Origin of the sequence: Kiloniella antarctica (assembly GCF_042682825.1) — a bacterium.
GTDB lineage: Bacteria > Pseudomonadota > Alphaproteobacteria > Kiloniellales > Kiloniellaceae > Kiloniella > Kiloniella antarctica.
The window spans coordinates 203,043-226,920 of the sequence record NZ_JBHUII010000007.1; the positions used below are offsets into that span (position 1 = coordinate 203,043).

Annotated in this window: 21 protein-coding genes, 1 tRNA gene and 2 pseudogenes; 1 reads left to right on the forward strand and 23 read right to left on the reverse strand. The window is 40.7% G+C overall.

Annotation, left to right across the window (positions count from 1 at the left end):
- Positions 1 to 29 precede the first annotated feature (29 nt).
- The 22 genes and pseudogenes from ACFSKO_RS14565 to asnB form a co-directional block, all read right to left on the reverse strand.
- A complete protein-coding gene (locus ACFSKO_RS14565) occupies positions 30 to 1,982 on the reverse strand; it encodes a hypothetical protein (protein WP_380252891.1) in 1,953 nt (650 codons plus the stop codon).
- A gap of 43 nt (positions 1,983 to 2,025) precedes the next feature.
- A complete protein-coding gene (locus ACFSKO_RS14570) occupies positions 2,026 to 2,220 on the reverse strand; it encodes a hypothetical protein (protein WP_380252893.1) in 195 nt (64 codons plus the stop codon).
- The gene (locus tag ACFSKO_RS14575) at positions 2,217 to 3,227 is read right to left on the reverse strand and encodes a hypothetical protein (protein ID WP_380252895.1); all 1,011 of its coding nucleotides are present in this window, start codon (positions 3,225 to 3,227) and stop codon (positions 2,217 to 2,219) included. The genes ACFSKO_RS14570 and ACFSKO_RS14575 overlap by 4 nt, the downstream gene beginning before the upstream one ends.
- A 7-nt stretch (positions 3,228 to 3,234) precedes the next feature.
- Entirely contained in the window at positions 3,235 to 4,887 is a 1,653-nt protein-coding gene (locus ACFSKO_RS14580; RefSeq protein WP_380252897.1) for a polysaccharide biosynthesis PFTS motif protein, read from the reverse strand.
- 29 nt (positions 4,888 to 4,916) lie between these two features.
- Positions 4,917 to 5,624, reverse strand: a complete 708-nt coding sequence (locus ACFSKO_RS14585) for an acylneuraminate cytidylyltransferase family protein (RefSeq protein WP_380252899.1) — start codon at positions 5,622 to 5,624, stop codon at positions 4,917 to 4,919.
- Positions 5,624 to 6,685: a pseudaminic acid synthase gene (pseI, locus tag ACFSKO_RS14590; protein WP_380252901.1), complete on the reverse strand. Its 1,062-nt coding sequence runs from the start codon at positions 6,683 to 6,685 to the stop codon at positions 5,624 to 5,626. The genes ACFSKO_RS14585 and pseI overlap by 1 nt, the downstream gene beginning before the upstream one ends.
- Before the next feature lie 33 nt (positions 6,686 to 6,718).
- Entirely contained in the window at positions 6,719 to 7,696 is a 978-nt protein-coding gene (locus ACFSKO_RS14595; RefSeq protein ID WP_380252903.1) for a hypothetical protein, read from the reverse strand.
- The gene (locus ACFSKO_RS14600; protein ID WP_380252905.1) at positions 7,680 to 8,372 is read right to left on the reverse strand and encodes a PIG-L deacetylase family protein; all 693 of its coding nucleotides are present in this window, start codon (positions 8,370 to 8,372) and stop codon (positions 7,680 to 7,682) included. Before ACFSKO_RS14600 ends, ACFSKO_RS14595 begins: the two co-directional genes overlap by 17 nt.
- Before the next feature lie 18 nt (positions 8,373 to 8,390).
- A complete protein-coding gene (locus ACFSKO_RS14605; protein ID WP_380252907.1) occupies positions 8,391 to 9,083 on the reverse strand; it encodes a formyl transferase in 693 nt (230 codons plus the stop codon).
- Between the two features lie 22 nt (positions 9,084 to 9,105).
- Complete coding sequence (locus ACFSKO_RS14610) at positions 9,106 to 10,041, reverse strand: ATP-grasp domain-containing protein (RefSeq protein WP_380252909.1); 936 nt, start codon at positions 10,039 to 10,041, stop codon at positions 9,106 to 9,108.
- A 3-nt stretch (positions 10,042 to 10,044) separates the two neighbouring features.
- Positions 10,045 to 10,746 carry a metallophosphoesterase family protein gene (locus ACFSKO_RS14615; RefSeq protein WP_380252911.1) on the reverse strand — a complete coding sequence of 234 codons (702 nt, stop codon included), beginning with the start codon at positions 10,744 to 10,746 and terminating at the stop codon, positions 10,045 to 10,047.
- A 23-nt stretch (positions 10,747 to 10,769) separates the two neighbouring features.
- Positions 10,770 to 11,660, reverse strand: a complete 891-nt coding sequence (locus tag ACFSKO_RS14620) for a class I SAM-dependent methyltransferase (protein WP_380252913.1) — start codon at positions 11,658 to 11,660, stop codon at positions 10,770 to 10,772.
- 292 nt (positions 11,661 to 11,952) lie between these two features.
- Complete coding sequence (locus tag ACFSKO_RS14625; RefSeq protein ID WP_380252915.1) at positions 11,953 to 12,168, reverse strand: DegT/DnrJ/EryC1/StrS family aminotransferase; 216 nt, start codon at positions 12,166 to 12,168, stop codon at positions 11,953 to 11,955.
- A 162-nt stretch (positions 12,169 to 12,330) separates the two neighbouring features.
- Positions 12,331 to 13,287 carry a class I SAM-dependent methyltransferase gene (locus ACFSKO_RS14630; RefSeq protein ID WP_380252917.1) on the reverse strand — a complete coding sequence of 319 codons (957 nt, stop codon included), beginning with the start codon at positions 13,285 to 13,287 and terminating at the stop codon, positions 12,331 to 12,333.
- Between the two features lie 155 nt (positions 13,288 to 13,442).
- Positions 13,443 to 14,624: a UDP-4-amino-4,6-dideoxy-N-acetyl-beta-L-altrosamine transaminase gene (gene pseC / locus ACFSKO_RS14635; protein ID WP_380252919.1), complete on the reverse strand. Its 1,182-nt coding sequence runs from the start codon at positions 14,622 to 14,624 to the stop codon at positions 13,443 to 13,445.
- Between the two features lie 5 nt (positions 14,625 to 14,629).
- Entirely contained in the window at positions 14,630 to 15,613 is a 984-nt protein-coding gene (gene pseB, locus ACFSKO_RS14640) for a UDP-N-acetylglucosamine 4,6-dehydratase (inverting) (protein ID WP_380252921.1), read from the reverse strand.
- Positions 15,614 to 15,654: 41 nt separating this feature from the next.
- Positions 15,655 to 16,536: an SDR family oxidoreductase gene (locus tag ACFSKO_RS14645; RefSeq protein WP_380252923.1), complete on the reverse strand. Its 882-nt coding sequence runs from the start codon at positions 16,534 to 16,536 to the stop codon at positions 15,655 to 15,657.
- 25 nt (positions 16,537 to 16,561) lie between these two features.
- Entirely contained in the window at positions 16,562 to 18,361 is a 1,800-nt protein-coding gene (locus ACFSKO_RS14650) for an ABC transporter ATP-binding protein (protein WP_380252925.1), read from the reverse strand.
- A 733-nt stretch (positions 18,362 to 19,094) separates the two neighbouring features.
- Positions 19,095 to 19,705 (reverse strand): annotated as a pseudogene (locus tag ACFSKO_RS14655) (transposase).
- Positions 19,706 to 20,257: 552 nt separating this feature from the next.
- Positions 20,258 to 20,476 carry an IS200/IS605 family transposase gene (gene tnpA / locus ACFSKO_RS14660; RefSeq protein WP_465262318.1) on the reverse strand — a complete coding sequence of 73 codons (219 nt, stop codon included), beginning with the start codon at positions 20,474 to 20,476 and terminating at the stop codon, positions 20,258 to 20,260.
- Positions 20,439 to 20,531: pseudogene (locus ACFSKO_RS14665) on the reverse strand (transposase); the annotation flags it as partial. The gene tnpA and the pseudogene ACFSKO_RS14665, both read right to left, overlap by 38 nt.
- 102 nt (positions 20,532 to 20,633) lie before the next feature.
- On the reverse strand, positions 20,634 to 22,574 hold the full coding sequence (gene asnB, locus ACFSKO_RS14670; protein ID WP_380252929.1) for an asparagine synthase (glutamine-hydrolyzing): 1,941 nt from the start codon (positions 22,572 to 22,574) through the stop codon (positions 20,634 to 20,636).
- 124 nt (positions 22,575 to 22,698) lie between these two features.
- Between asnB and ACFSKO_RS14675 the strand changes: the two genes are divergently transcribed.
- Positions 22,699 to 23,415, forward strand: a complete 717-nt coding sequence (locus tag ACFSKO_RS14675) for a glycosyltransferase domain-containing protein (protein WP_380252931.1) — start codon at positions 22,699 to 22,701, stop codon at positions 23,413 to 23,415.
- Between the two features lie 141 nt (positions 23,416 to 23,556).
- Here ACFSKO_RS14675 and ACFSKO_RS14680 read toward each other — a convergent pair.
- Positions 23,557 to 23,633 (reverse strand) — tRNA-Met (locus ACFSKO_RS14680).
- Positions 23,634 to 23,878: the final 245 nt, after the last annotated feature.

A 23,878-nucleotide genomic window follows, 5' to 3' on the forward strand; every position in this document is an offset into this window, starting at 1 on the left:
CTCTATTCCCATGGGAAAAATTAATGCGTTTAAAATTTATTTGTAAGTTCTGATAACGCAGTATCGTACCTAACAAATAAATCTTTCGAACAATCTTCAGGCTTGTATTCATCGCAAAATTTTTCATGGGTAATTACAGTATTTTCTAGTAGCTTAATTAACTCTTTAACTTCCTCAACTTCACCTTTGGTTACTGCTGCAAGATGACCCAACACAAGAACAACAGCAAGGGCTTCTGCTATAAATTCAAGGGTTACCCTATCATAACGCATTGAAATTCGTGAGTGAGAGCCAAAACGTAAACTTTCTCGAAAATACCAAAAAATGGTTGTTTTAAGTCGAAATTCAATTTGATTACCTTTGCTAAGGTGCACAAAAAGGCCCTCGCGCACAGCTATTAATATACGCTCTCTCCATGCAACAATTTTTGTAACACTCAGTTCAGATAAATCTGTGCCATTTGTTTTTTCAATCCCAGGCGGGAGTATAGAAAGCAACTGATTTGACCGTCGTAAAATGTTTAATTTTTCCGAAAATAAGTTACAAATTTCAGGTTGCGCTTCCATATATTTCAAAAAAGGCACCATTTTGCGACATAAGAAAAACTCTGGAAAACGACCAATGTCAATTGATTGATGAGGTTCGGCCTCTATTGCATCAATTAAGTAAGGATACATTGGATGCCGTTGATAATAAGTCAGAGCCTTTGAAAGGTCACTTGAAAGTTCGTCAATTAACTCTGCTGGCCACGCTTCTTTTTCGCTACTTGTACTCAGTTTATTCCTTAATTCACTTAATTCTGACTGGATATCCCTCTTTGTCATCTTCGAATATGTTTTAAAATATTGATAAAACTCACTGTCATTACCGAGAGAATACTCAGGGTTATATAAGCGATTATCAATTTCCATCGACTCCTTCCCACGCAATTCAGGAATATCCAACAGTTTATAAATTCCATCAGAAATCTTGATTTGTGCGTCAGGTAAAGGATGGCAATGATCGATAAAATCATCATCATTAACGACATTCCGTAGATCAAAAATTTTTGTGTCTTTATATCGCTCAGCAAGGCGATCTATCACAATTTTATACGGCTCTCGAACTCGATACATAGAACTATCAGACTCATAAGCTTTATTTAAAAGCAATGAAAACTCGCTTTCATCACCCTGCATTTTGTATACCATCGATAAATTAAAGCGTATTATTTCCTGCCGAACATCTCTCTCTTTCAGCAAGAGAGAAAGAAGAAAATCCGCCTCTCCCAAATTACCTAAGTTAGCTTGACAAGTAGCATAATTATTTACCAATAGGCTCTGATATTCCAAGCTTTTTTTCTCAGGATGAGGTTTCAAAAGCATATTTTCATAAATTTCAGCTGCTTTATTAAAATCACAATCTTCATACATTCTGGCTGCATCAATTAAGCGCGGATCATCGGCGACCATTAATTTGGATAAAACGGGGTTCAAACCCAAGTAATTATAAAATACATAATTGCCCTTACCTGAGCCTGACGGAAACATAATGTGTGCTTCAGGCCTGACCAACACGGTACGAATTCTCTTTTTATGGCAGTAATTCAATATTCGAGCAATGTTTTCTTCGAAAATATCCAACGAAACCGGGCTTTCAATATCCTGATCAAAGTCAGAATTCCATTCGAAATATAGAAATCTATTTTTAAGTTTAATTTTTTTTATGCCGCTTCCCATGCATTTCTTAATACGAAGCACTAACGAACGGAAGAGTGAATGCTTTAACTTAGGTAATTCAGACGCCATTGTATCACAATTACCTAGATAAATTACAACGGCTCCAATAGTGCCAAACGTGTTTTTTTGCTCGAAAAAAAACCGACAAGCATCAGTAGAGGTAAATCCAGGAAGGGAGCAGTTTATTATTTTAGCCCCTTTCGCCCAAACTTGTTTGGACGCCAATTTGAAAGGATACATCATGCTTTCAGCACCAATGCTCATGCTGGTTGAATCACCAAGTATAATTATTGATTTTGTCATGAAATTAAAACAACGGATAAACGTCATCACCCTCTGTACTAACTGAAGAAGACATACCACTCATGGCTTTCTTCTTTTTTTCTTCAATAATGAGAAATGGGTAATACACCATTGCCTTTAAAAGATACACAAGCCTCAAGCGCCATGTATTTTTCGACATGGCCATCTTCATCATATTTTCTTTGAGACTAGAGCTCATAACCACCCTCTTTCCTTCATCTTGCCTTGAAGGATCTCGGCAAAAACCTTGTTGCCTTTTTCATTAATATGACCGTCTTTGAAAATGACTGGGCTCTCGTCACTGTGTTCGTTTAACATTGGATCTGTCATGTCCACATAAGCCACACCAATTTCATCCAAGATGGCCATCAAGCGTTTTCGCGGCAAGTCGTAATCGACAAGATCTGAAGGGCTTGCTTTCTGAAACTGCTGGTAAATAGCCCCAAGAGCAAAAATTAATTGAATGTTATTTTGCAGGCAGTGATCCCGTATCACAATAAGTATTTTCTCTAATAGTGCGTACAGATAGTCATAATGTCCGCACTTCCAATAGAGAAAAATTGGATCTGTCATAGGATCATAATTATTGACAATTTCAATACCGCCCCGGAATTCATTTAGTTCTTTCTTATAGGAATAGAAAGAACCAAGCATTTGACGAAATAATTTAAAGCGTGCGTAATTAGGGACCTTTTTGAGCTTAAGGCTCCCCGATTGATCCAAAGAAAAAACCGGCTTGAGGTATCCATTCACATAGTTGTTCAAAATACGAATGACAGCCCAGGGGTACTGTTCAATAACAATAACCCTCGGATTAAATTTTTTAGATTTCTCCAAAATTGCCAGACATACTTGATCAATTCCCAAGCTGGCATGACCCAGATTGACAACATTTCGACCCGTTTTTTCTCGCAGTATATCAGAATATCGTTGCTCGGCGTTAACTCCACCTCCCCAAGTGTGCGAACCACCTATACAGACAACACTTTGCTCCCCTCCTTTTAATTGAAAGGGGATATCTCTGTTTCCATCATCATTGTGCTTGACCACTTTTTCATCAGGACTGTATTCAGGTAGCAACAGATTCCTTTCAATATTCGGAGCACCCCAGAAACCAATAACAGCATCAAAACGGTATAAAGTTTTACTAACTTTCCCGGCCCTAATGAATTTTTCGGTATACAGTGATATTAACTGACTAATCATAATACTTTTATGTTGCCTTTTTATCTTTAGATGAAATGCTATCTAGCCATGAAATAAGCTCTTCTTGCCCCGACAAAACAGGAACATTATCTGCTCCAGGATTATCCTTTTTCAAATTCATGGTTGGATCAAAGTATGCACTGAATTTCATATTACTTCTCGCGATCAAACCTGTGCTAGTAAAAGGTATCGAAATAACAGAAGTCACATGTTCAATTATTCGAAATGCTGACACATTAGGATTAATCATTATCACATCAGGCAAACCTGATAGCCATTCGAGAAAAATAAGATACTTTTTACTCGATATTGATGGTAAATCCCTTTTTTGCTTAAATACCATTGTGCCTCCACTCGCTTTGATAGCCTCATATGCCTGTTCAACAAAGGCTATTACTAAATCTTCGCCATAATAATCAGCAATTATACCGCGATCTGACAAAGAAACAGTACGTTGTGCCGTTACATCAAATACTGCTATAGCGTTGTCAGGAAGTACTGGAATCACCGTATCAATATCTGTAAATGGAACCGGGCCAACAATTTTCACGATCGAATTTTGGTTATAACAATTGTTTGAAATAAATTGGGCTTGAGGTTGGCCCCATACTAAATATTGGGGCCAATTCATAAGTTGATAACCAGGCATCACAGGAGCAGATTCTTCATCTATATATTCAAGTGGATGCACATTTGCAGAGTAGAAAAATATAACAATATCTGCGCCAAGATCTTCTGAAAAATGCGTCCATAACGGTCGAATAAACCAACCAGAATTATTAAACACATACTTTGAAGCCATACCTTGCCTACCCAAAGTTCGGCAATACGCTAACCTTACAGCATCGGTTAAAATATATGGTGCCCACCAGCTTCCTTTTAACCAACGTCCTGTCGTCAATATTATTATACCGAGGGCTTTTCCAAGAAAAATCATGCGATCGCCCCAATTTTTAAGGCGCGGAAAATAGTTATGGACAACTAGCTGATCATCGCCCAGAGAGGTTGGGTGAGAATCCGTGACTTGGATCCAGACAGTATTAGTACTTTCTCCACGAACGCTATTATTTCTATACCATGTGCTAAAGCATTTCATCCCCGCTGCTGCAGACTTCTCATTGCAAACTGCTGCAGAAGGAAAATCAACCAACAAAGAGTAATTGCCTTCCGGAACTTCAGGTTGTCTCCAGCTATCGAGAAGTAATCGCAAGGTACAGCGAACACCTGAAATCCACTCTAAAACCTGTCCCCAAATAAAATATAGTGTAGATTGTAAAGCTTGAACGTTCATTCCTTTTTGCTGCAGACAGCTCCGCCACTCATGAGGAAAAGGAATAATCGCGGGATGATTTTGATCAGCAGCGCTTGCCATAATCTGTGGAAAAAAATGTACGTATAAATTTCGGTGAAGTAACCGCTGACGTATCAACAAGTCCAAATTAGCCCGATACGACCTAGGTACTATCCCTGCAGCAGCTGAAACAGGAATACCTAGTGGACGTATACTTACGGCAGAAAGAAATCGAATAAAATCGTAATAACGCTTCCTGACTACACTATCTGTATCGAGACGCCTGTGGGCACGTGCCTGTTTTAAGCGGCGAATAAACACGCGCCGGGCAATTTTATTTTTTAATTGGTAAATGGAGGGAAAATACAATGTATAAAAACCGTAAATGTGTTAAATTATCAACTCTTACCTGCTTTGTGCATACCTAAGAAAATAGCTTCAGCAACTTTCCAATCATCATCGTCATCAATATCTATAGCCTTGCTTTTTGGTAAAATATAACCAACATAATCTAAGTTCGAACCATACCCTTCGCTACCAAGAATTCGTGTAGCTGAAAAAACTGCACATGCCCCTGCTTCAAAATACGTTTCAGATAAATCCTGAGTGCGAACAGTAAATTTTTCGGGATTTAAGGGAGTTAACGCTCCATCGTCGCTACGTTTGTAACCTCTTTCTATAGGTGCGGCATAAGCTCCAACGGTTATTACTGAACAGCGTCCTCCATGAGCATCAAACAACCTTTGAATGCCACGTAGATCTTGAATCGAAATCAAAGGCGCACATGGAAAAAACATCCATACTTGATCAAATTCTTGCCCTCGCTTTTGATAAGCATTTACCACAAATCTCAAGACAGGTATTAAAGGTGTATAATCGTCAGCTAACTCAGATGGGCGAGAAAAATCGGGCTTAAACCCAAGTTCACTGGCCACCGCGTTAACCTCTTCACAGTCGGTCGATACATGAATTACATTAAACAACCCTGAATCTTGGGCTGTTTCTAAGATGTGTCCAATCATTGGCTTGCCACAAAAATCACGTATATTTTTTTTAGGTATTCGCTTAGAGCCACCACGAGCAGGAATAATAGCTAACCGCCGCATTACAATTCACTCCTATCAACAAAGTTCCATGTCATCGGCTCTCCTCGCTTAATATCACAACTGGCTTTCTTACAGAGGATTGCTTCGTAATATTTCGGCTCTAATCCATGCGCAGGACGAATTGAGCGAATATTCTTCGGTGTAAATATTTCCCCTGCTTTAACATCCTCAACGACATATAAAGAGCGCCGATAATTCAAACTTTCTAACTCCCCTGGCTTCGGCCCAAACTTGACTTGCCCAACCGCTACCGCCGCTTCACGACTTCGATCTACCAATTCTCTCATCTCATCAGGTTCCAGAGAGAAAGTACTATCTACACCACCATCATCCCGGGATAGTGTAAAATGCTTTTCGATAACACTCGCTCCAACAGCACTAGCTGCAATCGGGACAACTGTTCCTAAAGAGTGATCAGAAAGTCCTACGATCACCCCAAATTTCTCACGTAACCTGCTAATATTAGCCAAGTTAGTTTCTTCAATTGATGCTGGATACGAACTCACGCAGTGTAATAAGCATAATTCCTCACACCCCCCATCGCGTGCGGCTTGAACCGCGTCTTCAATTTCTTCTAGAGAAGCCATTCCAGTTGAGATAATTAGTGGTTTTTTCGTATTAGAAATTTTTTTGATGAGTGGGATATCAATATTTTCAAATGACGCGACCTTATACGCAGGCGCACCTAGTTTTTCAAGTAAGTCAACTGCAGTAGCGTCGAAGGGGCTGGAGAAAATGGTAATCCCTATTTTCTTCGCATGTGAAAATAGGGCCTCATGCCAATCCCAAGGAGTGTGAGCTTCCTGATATAGATCATAAAGAGTACGACCTTTCCACAATGGTAGGTCAACAACAAAACCCGGACCATCATGGTCAATCGTCATTGTATCAGATGTATAAGTTTGCAACTTGATGGCATTTGCACCTGATTTTTTCGCAGCTTCCATAATTTTGAAAGCACGTTCAATTTCTCCATTGTGGTTACCAGATAATTCGGCAATTACATATGGCGCATATCCGGGCCCTATGGCTTGGCCATCAATATACATAAAATCTGACATTAACTATACCTTACCTTTTATTATATTTGTATTTTACCGGTACTTATTAAGAAGTTTCACTAGAGTGGAGATAACTCTCTCTGGCCCCTTGCCGTCTAAAACGGAACAAACACTGAGATCCCCATCTTTCAAAAAGGTAAGCGCAGATTTTGCAACTGCTTCAGGGTCAAATCCATCGAACGACGTATAACCTAACTTACGTAATGCAACTGTGTTAATTCGCTGATTATCCGCACTGGCACATACCGACAGTTTTAGCCCTGAAGCTAAAGCCTCCAAAACGGTAACACCAGCTGCTCCTGCTAACACAGAGCAACGTCCCATGGCCTCAGCCATATCCACACCATGATGCAAGATCACGCGCGAACCGTATTGTCGCTGTAAATCCTGAATACCTTCAGATGGTGTTTGTATTTTAGGAATCACAATTTCCAGAACTGCAGATGGACTTTCCATTAAAATACGTTTCGCAACAGGCACAGAATAACAACCATCATCCATTCCGCCAAAGCTCACGAGAACATGTAGAGGGGAAGGTCGCTTGCTATTGGCCACCGCAAAGAATTTCTTATCAACCAGAGAATAATCCCCTCCTCCAATAACTATTTCGGCCCCATAATTGGAATAATCCAACTCGGTTCCATAAAGATTATGGTTTAAGATCACATGTGCCGAAACTGGTCTTTCAGCCAAATCATCGACCGCCAAACTTACTCTCGTATATTTTTTCCAACGGGAAAATATACGAGTGTTATAATGATATCCATCAACAAGTAGGACATCGGCTGGCCCCAGATCGAGACCATCACCAACCCACAGTGCTGCCTTAAACCCCTCTGAACAGACAATATCTATCATCGCTACATCAGAAATTCCAAAGGAACACTCCCAACCCTCGGCCTGCATTGCATGTGCGAGAACCTGGCACCGACGTAAATGTCCAAGGCCATTTTTCTGGCCACACTCAACCAAGAATAGTGCGACGGGATGTAACTTACAACAAGGTGTCAAAACGAAGTCCCCGTATCAACCGAAAAGCTTCAGCATAAAGAACACCAACACTATGCCCTCTGAATGTTGCCAAGCTCTGTACATTTTCAAAGGAACGAGAATGAGGCGAAGGGCGCATTTCAAATTCATAAGCTCTTAATGCCGCCATTTTCATATTAATTGTAGACGAAATATCAACAAAATAATTTGGAACAAAAGTTCCTCCACCAACTTCAACGCTCCACTCAGTACTTGAAACACACTCAAACGCGTAAATAGATTTAATCTGGTTTTCAGGCAAAGGTCGACACGCTGTCATAACGGCTCTATGCGTGATCAAGTGATCAACATTTAAATCGCTAAAATCATGAGTATAAATGATATTTGGACCGACCTGTTTAAGAATAGTCTCGATAAATTTTACAATTTCTATCAAGGAATAACTATCAAGCATCTGATCTTTAAAATCACCAAAGACAGGTTTTCGGGCGCCAATAATTTCGGCAGCTTTAAAGGCAGAACATTTCCGTCGCTCAATTTCGTCTACAGAGTTTTCTCGGTCTCTTGAAGTAACTCCATCAGAAAGAAATACAATATCAACGGTATCACCACCTTTAACATGACGAGCTAAGGTCCCTCCACATCCTAGAATTTCATCATCAGGGTGTGCTGCTACAACTAAAATCCTGTTTATCATCTTTTGAATTCCGTTTGGTCATTTATCATCTAAAAGAACAAATCTCACATGAGCTGTAACTTCACCATCACCGATATTCGCATTTGAAAACAGCATCCGATAATTTCCAAACTCTATAAACGCATGAGGATATGTATCAGCATCTAACATTCTTATATGATTGTAGAGTACTTCAGTGTCCATATCACCAATCAATGCACTTTGCTCCGGTGTTCGTCTTTTGAAATAAGTTGGCTCCCCTATTTGCGGGAGTGGTATAGGCTCCGATTTCACAATTTCTATAATCATTTCAACTACTTCATGTGCACACCTAACGAAAATCTCTTGCGCGCTGCCATGTAAGGAAAGGGATCTCTTCAAAAATATGTTACCAGCATCGAACTCGGACGTCATTTTGAGTGCAGAAATTTTTGTTTTAGAATGTCCATTTTCGATCAAATTCTGTAACGGACTTCCGCCCCGGCCGTAAGGTAAATCTGTCATGTGAAAACACACACAGTCATAAGCATCAATTATTTCTTTTGGAATTTTCCATGACCAGTGAGGGAAAAATATATATCGCGGATTGTGCTTTTTAACTTCATTAAACCTAAGTGCTTGTTGCTCCGTTATTACAAGCCATTTTCCTGGCAATTGATGCTGTATTTTAAAAAAAGCATCAAGATTCCAGTCTTTAATAGTTGCTAGAATATAAGTTTTTTCCGAAACCACTTGGGGTATTTCTCCTCTTCCCTCAGCAGGCCAGGACTTCTCTGGACATACGATATACTTTCGATCCAACAGGGCACTTAAAATCAGGCAACATTAGGCCATCTAGTGCCTCAATAGCCCACTTAAGGTCAGAGAAACCCACAATATGGCGCATCATCACTGTACTTGAAAACCTTGGGTTTATTTCAAAAACCATAGGGATATCATCAACCAAACGTAATTGAACATTTATTACTCCATCGTGTGATAATTTTGTTGCTATACGTTCTAAAAGCTTCGTTATGCCAGCATGTTTCTGGACAACAAAACTAATTGTTTTACTTCCATCCAACTTTCGTTTCATAGTAAATGTTCTGATTTCACCCTTAGATCGAATTACTGCGCACGTATACTCTGCGTCAGTATCTGGTAGGAACTCCTGTGCTACGTAGTCAACAAGCTTCTTACTGGTGACTGCAGCGAATTCTTCAGGACTATCTACAAGACGAATACCGTATCCACCAGCTCCTCGTTTAGGCTTGATAAGGAAGGGGATGCTCGTTGAATCAACATCCTCCAATGGCATGGTATTCGGTCCAAAAATGTCATTTTCCCTTAGCCAATCTGCAGTATTTAATTTATCCGAGAAAATTTCGATAATCGAAGGGTTATTAATTAGTAAAGGAAGTTTTGAGGCTTTCTCCCTGTCTAAAGATAAGCGCAAAATTTCAGGCTCACTTGTTGGAATAACAAGGTTGACTTCTTTTTCCTTAATTAACTTTCCTAAAGCCAATATATAATCAGGATGTGATGATCGAGGAAGTTGATAAACATCATGGAAAACATCTTTCCCCGGCCAATCCCCCTCGCAATCTGCACCTAAGGTTAATGCATCAGGGTAAACATCCTGAAGGATTCTCCCCACAGCATCGCCTATATCTCCATTAGCACCCGTAACCAGAAAACGCTTTACACTCATTTTCTACACACAATCCCTCGTCAACACATTCCATAAAAACGGCGTATTCGGATCAGATACCTTACACCGTGCTATCAGCTTCTCCATATCATAGGCTTCACGGTGAAACTCTACGACATTAGTTTCAACATTCCACAGAGCCCAGCATGCACCCGGCTTACGATCACGAGGCTGCCCAGTAGATCCTGGGTTAACAATAAGTGTTTCACCAACTTGCCATTGGGTAGGATAGTGAGTGTGTCCAAAAATGACTAAATCGGATAGATCTTCAGCAAAATGTTCTTTTACCTCATGCTTAGCATCAGGGTAAGCATATTCATCGCGATTCCAAGGTGTCCCATGACAAATACGGACACGCCGCCCCTTGATTTCAACATCAAATATCGAAGGTAAACTCACTAACATTTCGATTTGTTGATCGCTAAGCTCTTCAAAGGCAGTCTTTAATGCTGAACCGTATTTGTTAAGAATTACATCACGGTTTAAACCATTACGCCAATCCTTTAACATCGCTTCGTGATTTCCACCAACACTTACCCAGTCCCAAGCATCAAGCATCGCTAAAACGCTCACGACATCTGGATAGTAACCAGTCAAATCGCCTGCAATTAATAACCGTACAGCCCCAGCTCGCTCAGCAGCCTCTAATACTGCGCTGAGGGCATACGCATTCCCATGAATATCAGCAAGTAAAGCGATTTTCATATTTTGCCTAACCGTTTAGAAGTTTATTTAGGCCGGACAATAACACATACATTGCGCCCGATACCACAGGCAGACATAGCTTGGCAAAACCGATAATAGTTCTCAATTCCACGTTCTGCTAATAATAAGTCGACAATAAGACGTGCATCATGTGCTGCTGGTCCATTCTCGGGTTTAGAAGCGTAGTTGCTTCCTGGGTGGAATAAGAACATCTCAATTGGGAAATCACCGAACATATCGACAATTTCAAAGCCTAACTTTGCCATAAATGGCCTAATATTATCTACATTAAAATAGTGTAGGTGTTGAGGAGGAAGAAACCAATAGTCCTGATTTACATAGTCAAGATCCTTCAACTTTTCCTGCATTCTGCTGAAATCATTAGGTACATTAATGGCCGCCACCCCGCCAGGGGTCAATACTGCTTTGATTCTTTGCATCAACCCTTCAGGGTCGATCACGTGTTCCAAGATGTTTTGTAAAATACACACATCAACTTTAGTACCACTATCATAGCGATTATCTAATAACTCAAAAGCATCACCCGTACTGAGATATTCCTCTAAATGAGGATGAAAGCTTTGTATGCCAAAACTGGAAAAATCAATTCCAGCTACATTGAAACCAATCTCTTTAGCGGCTTGCAATACAAAGCCTTCACCGCACCCCACTTCTAAAAAGTCATTACATTTTTTTTCAGTCTGCGCTGCTTTGACTGCATGTAGTAATAATTTAGCCCGCAAGCGCTTTTGATCCAACTCTTCATTCGAATAAGTGGCTTGATATGTCTTAGTCGCTGACTCCTGATAATAAATTTCAGAATAAAATCGCGCCAACATTTCTGGACTCGGCAATGGGCATGCAGAAACATATCCCGTACTATTTGTAATCTGCTTATACTCATCGGTCTTCATTTATAGCTCCTATTTGTTATTTTGACCGCTAGATCCTACAGCCACTCTACTTTATATCTCTCTAACCTTTTGTTCTTATGAGTTGAGGCGGGCATTAATTACATCATACCCTCCACCGAACGGAACAGTACCAATACCAAGCTTTGAGTACGTATACACTATTGGACCAGACTCCGAACAGCTTCAATAACGCGTCAATTTCCGAATCCGGAACACCAGGAAAGAGCAGTAATGATAAGCAACCCCGATAATAGTATCCCGTATTTGGAAAGTTCGTATGATCCGATTTCATTCACCCGGAATGAAATGGTTGTCGATAAACAGGTATATAATGGAACTGAGTACTAACATTATGCTCACGTAACTTTTCAATCACATCAAGCCGGGTGTAACCAAGCCCCTCCAGATCAAACTCAATAATATACAAGTGTTGGCCAGATCGAAATCTATAAGATCTTGCTTCCTTAGGAATGGATATCTTTGGTAGGTCGGCAAAAGTTGCAGACAAAGCCCTATCAGCTAGTCATGACTAAACATTATTTGCTAATAACCACAGCACTGACAAGCCTGAAAGCCTTTATTCCATCCTATCGCACTTAGACTTTAAGGATCGATAAATTTAAAATCCTTCACCAACCTCTATCTATCCCTACACCCTCTTTTGATACAATTAATTAATTTGTAAGGCTGAAGCAAGTATTGCTGCACCCGATCTCAAGATCGGTATAGTTTTTAAAATCGGGAAACACAATCCCGTTACTTCCGAGAAATAAAAATCATCGACTCTCTGGAGTGGGTGATTAGACCCAGGCACAGTAAAGGTCTTAATTAGACAATTATTTAATTTCAAGGATGAATCTAGCTGGGGAGGATCAATCACAAAACAAACCGTAGGATTTAGAGGGTTTGAAATATTTTTAATTTTTATTTTTTCTATGACGTTACCGCCAAGGTTTTGAACAATAGTATCAATCCCTTTGATATAGCCTAATTGATCCATCCTCTTCTTACCTTCTTCTGTATTTATTTCATAACAAGGTTCGAAAAGGATAACTTTGTCTTTTGTTACTCGAAAAAGCTCCGCCATTAACTCAGGCAACTTAGCCCCATTAGGTTCTAATGCATGACTTGACGTCGTTATATTTATAGATTTATCAAGGAATGGAATTTCGTTAATATCAGCAACAAATGGTGAAAATCGATCAAAACACTTACCCATATTTTTACACGCAAATTGCATGCCTTTATATAGACGAGACCAACTAACATCAAATGCGAAAATATGGTTTGGCTTAATAACGAGATCCCTTACCAACAGACTTAACGTTGTGATCTCACCTGTGCCAATATCTAGCAGAGTATCCGATGACTTAATATAGTTGGTTATGATATTGGCTAGTTCTCCTGTGTACAAACTTACCGATTCTATATTTTTCTCCGCAATTTCAACGTATGTACCAGCTTGTAAGTCGTATGTAATCTCAATAATCTCTGCAGTATTAAAATCAATATTTTTTTGAGCGCGTAATAACTCAGATACATTATGACCTTCTGCGTATTTATTTTTTGCACTCAAAATATCAAAATACTTAGAAGATATATTAGTAGGTAATTTTTTATTAGACATAAAAAGTCATATCCATTCTCTAAATTAAATTGCACACCAAAAGAATAGCAATATAGCTACTTAATTATATTCTTCACATCTGATTTATATCTGGGGGAGTTATTTACACGACTATACTTCGACATCGCCGATTCACAAAAGACGTGGAGGGCTATTTATAATACAATATTTCGAATAGCCGTAATAACTCGCTCAACTTCCAATTCCGTAATACCCGGGAAAAGAGGTAAAGATAAACATCCCCGATAGTATATTTCCGTATTTGGATAATTTTCATGACCCGATTTCATTCTCCCAGAATGGAATGGTTGCCGATAAACCGGTATATAATGGACTTGAGTGCCAACATTATACTCCCGTAATTTCTTCATCACATCAAGCCGTGAACAACCGATTTTGTCGAAATCAAACTCAACAATATATAAATGTTGGCCAGATCTAAATCTATAAGATTTTGATTCCTGAGGGATGGTTATATTTGGTAGATCACCAAAGGCCGCATCATACTGTTGAACGATCTCTCGCCTCAAATTGATAAAATGCCCTAGCTTTCCTAACTGACTCAGGCCGAGGGCGGCCTGTATATCAGTCAATCTGTAGTTATAGCCAAGGAGCTGTTGTTCATAATACCAAGGACGTCGCTCCCCTTCTTCCAACAGACCATCCGGATTTTCCATCCGATCATCATCTCGTTCGATCCCATGCGAACGATACAATCGCAGAAGACGAGCAAGTTCGGGGTCATTGGTAACAACAGCACCACCTTCACCCGTCGTTATGGGTTTAACAGGATGAAAAGAGAATACCGTCATATCGGCATAAGAACCACACCCAACAGGTTGGCCACATTCATATGACGCCCCTAAAGAGTGAGAGGCATCTTCAATGATAATACGATCACCAGCTATTTCCCGGATTTCTCTAGAATGGGCCGCAAGCCCTCCGAAATGAACAGGGATTATAACTGAAGCTTTTGAATTCTCCCTAAGAGCTTCTTTTAAAGCCGTCGGGTTCATGCACAAGGTATCTGCACTAATATCGCAGACTTCGGCACGAGCTCCACAATAAAGCATCGCGTTCGCAGAAGCCACAAAGGTTAGTGCCGAGGTAATACCGATATCACCAGGCTTCATCCCCGCAGCAAGACAGGCAACATGTAAGGCGGCAGTTCCACTGGTTACCGCAATGGCAAACTTCGCCCCAACTTTTTCCGCCAAGGTCGCTTCGAATTTTTCAACAACGGGTCCCTGGGTAATCAAGTCACCACGCAGAACTGAAACGACAAAATCAATGTCGTCCTCTTCAATCAAATGGCGTCCGTAGTTCAAACTTCTCATCGGAATTAATCTATTACTCTTCTTAATTGCTCTGCGTCGTACCATTCTGTGTTGTTATCACTGGTATAAGCAAAATCTTCAGCTACCGGTTTTCCATCTTCGCCGGCATAGCTGTTTGCATTTTCCGCTCCCCAATTGTGATTGGCAGGCTGAATAATATAAAAGTTGTCGTACTCTCGAGTATTTCGTGCTTCATCACTTGGTACCATGATTTCATGCAGCTTTTCACCCGGGCGAATACCTATGATTTCATGTTCGCATTCCGGTGCAATTGCGGTGGCCAGATCCGTAATTTTCATGGATGGAATCTTAGGGATAAAAACTTCTCCACCACGCATAAGTTCAATAGATTTCTCAACGAAGGCAGCGCCTTCTTCAAGAGTGAGCCAGAAACGAGTCATTCTGACATCGGTAATAGGTAGTTTCCCGGTTTTCATTACTTCTTTATAAAAAGGAATAACACTCCCTCTGGATCCAACTACGTTTCCATAGCGGACAACAGAGAAAATTGTCCCGCCCTGAGGAGATAGATTGTTTCCAGCGACGAATAATTTGTCAGAACACAACTTTGTTGCCCCGTATAGGTTCATTGGATTAACGGCTTTATCCGTTGAAAGGGCCAGGACTTTTTTAACACCTGTATCAATACAAGCATTAATGATATTTTCCGCCCCGAGCACATTCGTCTTGATGCACTCCATTGGATTGTATTCTGCAGCAGGCACCTGTTTCAGGGCGGCAGCATGAATAACTATATCAATTCCATTCAGTGCGCGACGCAATCGAGCTTCATCACGAACGTCTCCAATAAAATAACGCAAATTAGGATGATTTATTTTTTGCGCCATTTCATATTGTTTAAGCTCGTCTCTCGAGAAGACGACAACACGTCTTGGTGAATACTTTTCGAGAAGGAGCTTTACAAATTTCTGCCCAAAAGAACCTGTTCCTCCAGTCACAAGAATGGAGCTACCGTTAATCTCAACCATTTATCTACTACCACGTTTTCATAAAATTATAAATATTCGCATTATTTTGCATTTAGACTGTCAAAGCATAAAGCAAGATCGGGCATTTTCTGCCCCAAGAACTGCTCAACCTTCTCGACAGAAAGTGACATATCTAAAGGCCTTAATGCTTTTAAATTGGCATCACTCAATTGCCCAGCCTTAATCAGACTCTCATCTAAGCTAGAGACTTTCGCAATTCGAACTGCAAAATCAAACTTTGAAACACGTTCGCTCCCAGCAACATTGTATACATCACAAGCATCCCCTTCTACCATTTTTTCTAGGTAGGAACTCAAATAGTACAAACTAATTGGCGTAAAATAAGCATCTGTAAAAGCCGTAATTTCCTGGCCAGAAGACAATGCCGTTAGGACCCAATCAGAAAAGGACTGCCGCCAAGCAAGACCTTTCCCAAAAAAGTTTGTTCGCACAACAAGGTTATTTGGATTGACCGCGAGTGTCTGGAGTTCTCCGGCTAATTTTGTGCGCGCATAAGCGTTCACGGGTTCAGGCTTCTGCTGCTCGGTTACGAAAGCGTCTTGCCCACGCCACAAATGATCCGTTGATATATACACCATCTTTGCAGAACACTTTAAGGCGGCGCGTGCCATACTTGCTGAAACATCAGCATGTAATATTGAAGCAATATTTTCATGACTTTCACAACCGTCAACGCTTGTTAGCCCCGCAGCATGCACCACCACATCGGGAGAAACATTACAAATTATAGCCTCAAGATTCTCAAGTGACTGGACCAAGTCAACCTCAATGGTTTCAATCCCCTTCAGGTCGATAGCATGACTATTCTTTAGGCCGATCACTCGACTGCCATTATCTCGCAAATGACGACATAAGGCATGCCCCAAAAGACCGCTTGCACCACTTATTAACCAAGTCTTCACCAAGAGACACCCATCATTCTAAACATTACAAACCGCCAGATTCCAGAAGAACTTTGAAGTCATCACACTCCTCGGCCAAATTATCAAAACTGCCCTCTGATATTTTCTTCCCATCCCTTAACATAACGACATTATTACAATTTTGAATCGTACTTAGGCGATGCGCAATAATTATTATTGTCTTAGTACCGCTCAAGTCATGAATCATCCGGGAAATTTTTGACTCCGTCATGTTATCAAGGGCAGAAGTTGCTTCATCGAATATCAGGACATCCGGATTATTATAAAGAGCCCTAGCAATTCCAATCCGTTGACGCTGACCACCTGAAAGTCTTACGCCCTCCTCACCAATTACGGTGTCAAGCCCCATGGGTAAATCGGCAAGGACCTCATCAAAATGAGCCAGTCGTAGCGCCCTACTAAGCAACTCTTCCTTAATTTCCCCATCCGGCACGCCAAACGCCACATTCCCCCTGACCGTAGCATCAGTTAAATAAACACTTTGAGGAACATATCCAACACGTTGACGCCATTCGCTAAGGTCCTTACGGATGTCAACGCCATCGATTAAGACATTCCCCTTTCCAGGATCTATCAACCCAAGCATGACATTAACCAACGTAGATTTACCAGAACCTGACGCCCCCACAATACCAACAGAACGTCCCGTAGGTATTATCAAACTTAGTCCTTTCAATGCAGGTACGTCTCGCTCAGGGTAAGAGAAATGCAAATCGCAAACCTCAATACCTTTTTGTAACTTTGTATTGATAATATCTGACTCGTACCCGGACCTTTTTTCGCCCTCGGTCATTTTAAATTCTTTTATGGTTATGCGAACCGAAGGTAAAGCCACCCGAATTTGCTGCAACAAAGTAAGTATGCGATTAACCGATGGCATCACTCTCAAACCAGCTGCCCCGACTAGACCGATAACCCCAATAATTTCTCCAATTTCCAGCCCTGACAATATTGTGGTGGCAGCAATACCAATTCCCAAAAGCATCATAATTTCAAGATACGGACGTCCTATGCTCGTCAAAAAACTATGTTGAGCCCTGAGTTGGCCCAGTGTTGTACGGTGGGCAGAAAAAGTATCAAGAAAATATTTTTCTCTATTGAGAATTCGCACCTCCTTGATAGCACCAATGCCTTCTTTAAGGGCTTTTAATATGAGGAAATTATTCCTCATCAATCCTTCGCCCAATATACTGAATCTATTTCTTAGTGGCGCATAAAAAACCACAACGACTATACTAAAAAAGACAACAAGACCCAGTGCCAGTTTGGCGTTGGCTAAAAAGATAACTAAAGCAACCCCACAAACAATCAGTAACTCTGTTACCAATGACAAAGTAGCCAATAAAAAAGAAGATATTGCCATTTGAACATTGTTGACCGCATTTCGAATTAATTCCGATGAATTTCGCGCCGTAACATCTAAATAGGGAAGTTCGGTATAACGTCGAACTAGATTTATGGATAGCTTACTCTCACCTTCGGCCAAGAACCTAGTTTGCCACCAGCTAACGAAAATCACGAGTACATTTTTCAACATAAACATACCAGCCATTCCAACGCCGATATACAGCAATACTTCTTCTTTCGTCTCCGCCCCGAAAGGAGATACTATTGCGATAAGCCAGCCAAAGCGTTCCGAATTATCAGGCTCCGCAACAATAACCAAAAAAGGCATAACCATAGAAAGACCAAGCATCTCAAAAATGGAAATCAAAACACCAAAAAATGCCGAGACAGGTAATCGCCTGCGCGTAGACAAATCCAGTAGATTGTATAAATTACGAAATTCAGAAATCATATACATTCAATATCTGTAAAGTACTGTGCACACGATGATAAGCACAAATGACAAAGTTCAAATTTTAAGTCCGAGGTCAAGCTACCGCATTCTAGGTGAATCGCTCCTAGGCACACGAACTTTTTACAGAGCACTAAAGTATTAGTGTATTAGTTTTTTTCACAACTTAGAACTATGACAGAAAAATTCGAAATAAAATATATGACGTTCATACTGTGAACGTCAATACTCTTATTAATTCCAGTCAACTCGGCAAGAAGATCGCTATTAACAGCAACAACACCACACTCGAAAATATCTCCATGAATCACTTTTATTAACAGTGACTTAACTATAACAATTCAACCTTTCGACAGTCAACAAGAATTAAGGTTTACTCCTTCATAAGCAACCCACACTTGTTCATTTGTCATCATTGAATGGTGTTAATGTGAACCTCAAGTTGGAAAAAACGGGAGATCATTTATCATATAAATCCCCCCTCGATAGAAGTCGCCATGCCAAATCAGTTAGAATTGACGGATGATATGAGCTGTATGACTTTTGATGCGTCGGATAATTCTTCTGCCCCGCCTAGCAAGAGTATCGTCAACAAGAATGTTCCGCCAATCACCTGTATATAAGTACTGCTCAAATAAAGTGCCCGTATGATCCGTATTGTTTAAACTATAATCACCAAGTTCGTTTTTTCCTGATAAGCACCATCAAAAGGCGTTACAAATTCGCCAAAATTTTTCTTTTACAGTACGGTATATATGTAGATCCCGACTACCATATTTACGAAATGACTTATGGGTTCTCTGCAAATTTTCAGCAAATATCTGCCTATATTTTTGTTCCTCATATTATACCTGAACTCAGTTTCTTTCAAATGAAGGAGGAATGTTTGTTGATGCACTCCCCTGAATTTTGCCAAGCGTACTTTTGCATATCCCCCAAAAGCCTTCAATTCCATTAATATGAACAGGACTAAGAGCAAATACATCTCTTGAGTGTTGACTTTGAACAGTTTGGAACAATCTTGGTGCAAACTTGGCCCTGTCGTTCGTAGATACCAAAAACAGTTGTTTTGCCGAAAGCTCCACGGCCTCGTTTTCCCTTAACACGCCTTGCTCCAAACCAGCTTTCATCAACTTCAACAACACCAAAAGATGAACGTTGATCTTCATTTTGCTCAACAATTCTTTCTCGTAATAACCGTAAATGCCGATTGATAGTATTACGATGAATGTTACTCAACTGGGCAATTTGAGTCGCCGTTAAATCGGCTGTGAAATATTTTATAAGCTCACGAAATTTAGCTTCTGAAAGTTGTGAACTTTTTATATAACAATTCTTCTGTCGTTTCATAGCATTAGACCATATCATAAGTCCTCAGCTAGTCATGACCCAAATTCAGAAACATTAGCGGCAGACAAATCAACAAAGAAGCGTGGATGATATAGGAAAGAATCACGGTTCGCGAAACCGCTAGATGGGACGGATTGTAACGTCAGCCCATCTTCACGACACATTTCATGAATCGATTTAAAGCAAGCATATTGGTAAAAAATGCTCTGTAGTACCAAAATTGAGAATAAGAGCAAATTAATCTTCAAACCCATAGGTACTTTTCAAATCAAAATTGCGGTCACAATCTAATGCGCCATGTAAATCTATCTAATCAATGCATTTATATATTCCTTAATACCTAGTCTGTGATAAAGCGCTTCAGCTGAGTCAATCTGCAGTTCAGGATATCTAATTCCAGCTTCATCGAAGATACGTCGAAGAGTTTTGGCATTGGAACTAAACCACTTACCGACGGATGTCGGTAAGTTTACGTGAGGAGTGTAACTTCAGGTATTGCAGGATCACATCATCGGGTACATTGCCGCTTGTAGTTGAGAAGTACCCCCGAGCTCAAAACCGTCGTCCCCAATATCGTTTTCCAAGTTCGGGGTACTCCATCTGGATTTTGCGTGAAGAGCGCCCCTTAATCCGCTGCATAACATTTGAAAGAGATAGATGTGGCGGGGTCGACAAAAACATATGGACATGATCCGTAGAGAGAACGCCTTTGACTATGCTCACTCCCATTTCCTCACAGCTTTGCCGTATAATATTCGCGTAGGCGCTCACGCATTTCTCTACGTAAAACCTTGAAGCGATACTTGGTAACCCAAACAACGTGAAAACGGTGGTAAAAAGTGGTATGACTACCTGTATGTCAAGCTGAAGCTAACCGGCTCAAAGCCGGTGGATTTAAACCCAAATTTTGGAAATTAAACAAAGCCTATTAATTTGACGCCTTCCATGCAAGAAACATCAAAGCAGGCCAGAGATCACCTTCACGGTTCGCGCCCTTTTGATGCTCCTCCCAGCTTTTACTAATAATCCCCATATCTAGCATCTCATGAACTTCGGCATCTTTGGTGTTAATAAGATCATCTCCCCAAGCTTTAAGATCTCGCCTTAACCAATCGCGTAAAGGTACATTAAAGCCCTTTTTAGGCCGATCCACTAAATTCTGTGGCACGTATTTATATAGAGTCTCGCGCAATAGGCACTTCAAACCCTGCTCTTGGCCTGCATGCCATTCCTGCGGAAGAGACCAGCAAAGTCGAGCAAGATCCTGATTCAAAAATGGCGTTCGAACTTCTAGAGAAGCTGCCATACTGGCCCTGTCGACCTTTACCATTAAATCATCCGGTAGATATACCATACTATCAGCAACCATTAATGACTTGAGAACACCGAGGTTATTACCTTGATCAGAGTTGATCGGCCAAGCTCTATCAAATCGCCAATCTTCTTTTTTTGATACGCCTAGAACCGGAATACCATCACGCCAAAAGCTTGTATAATGTTGAGATATTTCTCCTAATGAGTTTGCGCAAGACTTTCTCAAGGCCTTCGTTATCTTCACTCCATTACGGCTCGGGCGCTTACGAAATAAACTAGCTCCCTTGTCGAGCAACGGCCATGGTAAATCCGCTAAAGATCTTGCTATAGAAGAGGAAAATTTTGATTGCCCCCTTTTTTTCCAATCATTCATAACCTGTAAATAACGTGAATATCCTCCGAAGAACTCATCTCCACCATCCCCTGACAAGGAGACCGTTACATGTTGACGGGCAAGTTGACAGAGCAACATCGTTGGTAATTGCGACGGATCAGCAAAAGGTTCATCATATACTTCTGGTATCTTAGTAACCAGATCAAGGGCATCTCTCTCGGTTACCGCCATCTCCGTATGATTTGTACTAATGTGATTTGCAACCGCTAAAGCTTCATCGGCCTCGTTGAAACGTTTGTCTTCAAACCGAATGGTATAGGTACTAATCCGGTCACTTGATTGATTTTGTGCTAAAGCAGTTACCAAAGAAGAATCAATCCCGCCAGAAAGAAAAGTCCCCAGCGGGGTATCGGATGCCAACCGTGTTTTTACAAGCTTGCCTAAAACACCATCTATGTCATCAAGTGCCTCTTTCCGGTTTCCATTATAGCCTTTTTCGGAAGCTTTCTCTGCTTCGACAAGGCTATCCCAGTACTTCCTTGATGAAATTTGTGTATGAGGATCAATAGGAAAAATCAGAATTTCGCCAGGAAGGACCTTCTTTACATTACTGTAAATTGTATCAGGCGCAGGTATGTAACGCAGACGAAAATATGTGATCAATGCTTGTTGATCAATATCACCAAATGTAGCCCCAAGAGCCGGAAGAGCTTTCAGTTCCGAAGCGAAATATAGAGTTCCGTCTTCACGCAAATAATATAAAGGCTTCTCTCCAAAACGATCACGTACCAAAAATAACTTTTTTTCCACATTGTCCCACAGAGCAATGCTAAACATGCCGTCTAACAACCCGAGTGTTGTGTCCAATCCCCATAATGAAATTGCACAAAGTAAAGTTTCACTGTCAGAATGGCCCAACCACGATTGGGCAGAAACTATTTCAAGTTTCTTTCTAATTTCTAAGTGGTTATAGATTTCCCCATTAAATACCATTGTGAAACGACCACATCTGGAAGCCATCGGTTGTCGACCCGCCTCAGATAAGTCTTGAATTGCCAGCCTGCGAAAACCAAAGCCTACGCTCGCATCTCTTGAAACCCATTCATGTGCATCATCAGGGCCTCGATGGCCAATCATTTCAGCACTCACGTTTAGCCGTTTCGACAGTTCTTCATGACCCTGGCGTATTTTTTGTTGAATGATACCGACGTATCCGCACATGTTTTTCTAGCCTTGTGAATTAGTAACGAGTTAATTCTTTAAAGAACAAACCAAACTTGTCCAGAGCAATGTAGATATATAGTCTACCAACTTGAGAATAACCTATTTTACAAGGAAACAACCTGTGAGCCGGTCTAACAAAAAAGTAATATACACCACTATCGTTGGTGGTTATGACACCCTGTTAGAACAGCCCCGTTATCCTGGATGGGATTATGTCTGTTTTGCTGATCGCAAATACTTGGGCTGGCGCACGAAAATTGGCTTATCAAATTGGAAAGTCGTTTCTTTTGAAAACCCCGGGTTAGATAACACACGTTACTCTAGAATGCCCAAATTACTTCCACACCGATACTTAGGTGACTATGACTACTCAATTTATATTGATGGTAATGCGCGCTTGATTTCCAATCCCGATAATCTGTTGGAAACACTTGAATGGCCCGATTTTTCTGCGGCATTCCACCCATTTCGTGACAATGTTTATGACGAATTTGATGAGTGCTCATTACTCGGTATGGACGATCACCAAACCTTCGAAAAGCAGAAGAACTTTTATCTTAATCAAGGCTTACCAAACCCAACACAGCTCATAGAAAACAACTTCCTTCTCCGCCGACATCGCGTTGAAAATGTTCAAAAAATACATGAAGAATGGTGGGCAGAACTCGGCATACAAAGTAAACGCGACCAACTTTGTTTACCTTACATCTGTTGGAAAAATCAGACTTCCCCTTTATTAATGAGCCAAGAATTAAAACGTAAATACTTCCAGACTAAAGCCCACTATCGTTCATTTATACATAGACTTTTAAGATCTATAAAAAAGCGTTTTAAATAATGTTCTTTAAGCTAAAGGAAACAGGTTGTAACGGCTTCAGCATTTTTTAACGGCCAGATCTTTTCGCCTGTCTTATCCACTATACTTCCGAGCACAAAAAACGCCCCTCAACTTACACAAGCTGAGAGGCGTTGATTTTATTGGTTGCGGGGGTAGGATTTGAACCTACGACCTTCAGGTTATGAGCCTGACGAGCTACCGGGCTGCTCCACCCCGCGTCAAGGTGGTGTAAGGGTATTATTCCTTACGAACGCGCTAATCTAGGTTTGTTTATCAGTACGAATTGGAAATGCTTTAAGGATGCCTACCGAACGTATGAGAGGCAAGCCATTGAGGCGTCCGGAACGTAGTGAGGAAACGAGAACGAAGTTCGAAGTATATGTATGAATGACAGAGTTGCCTCTGTGTTTAAAAGACCTGGCAACGACCTACTCTCCCACACCTTAAGATGCAGTACCATTGG

What these genes read in the sequence shown, in the direction of transcription:
- asnB (WP_380252929.1), bottom strand. Translation starts at nt 22,574, where the DNA reads ATGTGCGGATACGTCGGTATCATTCAACAAAAAATACGCCAGGGTCAT.
- pseB (WP_380252921.1), bottom strand. Translation starts at nt 15,613, where the DNA reads ATGGTTGAGATTAACGGTAGCTCCATTCTTGTGACTGGAGGAACAGGT.
- ACFSKO_RS14615 (WP_380252911.1), bottom strand. Translation starts at nt 10,746, where the DNA reads ATGAAAATCGCTTTACTTGCTGATATTCATGGGAATGCGTATGCCCTC.
- pseC (WP_380252919.1), bottom strand. Translation starts at nt 14,624, where the DNA reads ATGAGAAGTTTGAACTACGGACGCCATTTGATTGAAGAGGACGACATT.
- ACFSKO_RS14610 (WP_380252909.1), bottom strand. Translation starts at nt 10,041, where the DNA reads ATGAGTGTAAAGCGTTTTCTGGTTACGGGTGCTAATGGAGATATAGGC.
- ACFSKO_RS14620 (WP_380252913.1), bottom strand. Translation starts at nt 11,660, where the DNA reads ATGAAGACCGATGAGTATAAGCAGATTACAAATAGTACGGGATATGTT.
- ACFSKO_RS14565 (WP_380252891.1), bottom strand. Translation starts at nt 1,982, where the DNA reads ATGAGCATTGGTGCTGAAAGCATGATGTATCCTTTCAAATTGGCGTCC.
- pseI (WP_380252901.1), bottom strand. Translation starts at nt 6,685, where the DNA reads ATGTCAGATTTTATGTATATTGATGGCCAAGCCATAGGGCCCGGATAT.
- ACFSKO_RS14650 (WP_380252925.1), bottom strand. Translation starts at nt 18,361, where the DNA reads ATGTATATGATTTCTGAATTTCGTAATTTATACAATCTACTGGATTTG.
- ACFSKO_RS14585 (WP_380252899.1), bottom strand. Translation starts at nt 5,624, where the DNA reads ATGCGGCGGTTAGCTATTATTCCTGCTCGTGGTGGCTCTAAGCGAATA.
- ACFSKO_RS14630 (WP_380252917.1), bottom strand. Translation starts at nt 13,287, where the DNA reads ATGTCTAATAAAAAATTACCTACTAATATATCTTCTAAGTATTTTGAT.
- ACFSKO_RS14575 (WP_380252895.1), bottom strand. Translation starts at nt 3,227, where the DNA reads ATGATTAGTCAGTTAATATCACTGTATACCGAAAAATTCATTAGGGCC.
- ACFSKO_RS14570 (WP_380252893.1), bottom strand. Translation starts at nt 2,220, where the DNA reads ATGAGCTCTAGTCTCAAAGAAAATATGATGAAGATGGCCATGTCGAAA.
- ACFSKO_RS14600 (WP_380252905.1), bottom strand. Translation starts at nt 8,372, where the DNA reads ATGATAAACAGGATTTTAGTTGTAGCAGCACACCCTGATGATGAAATT.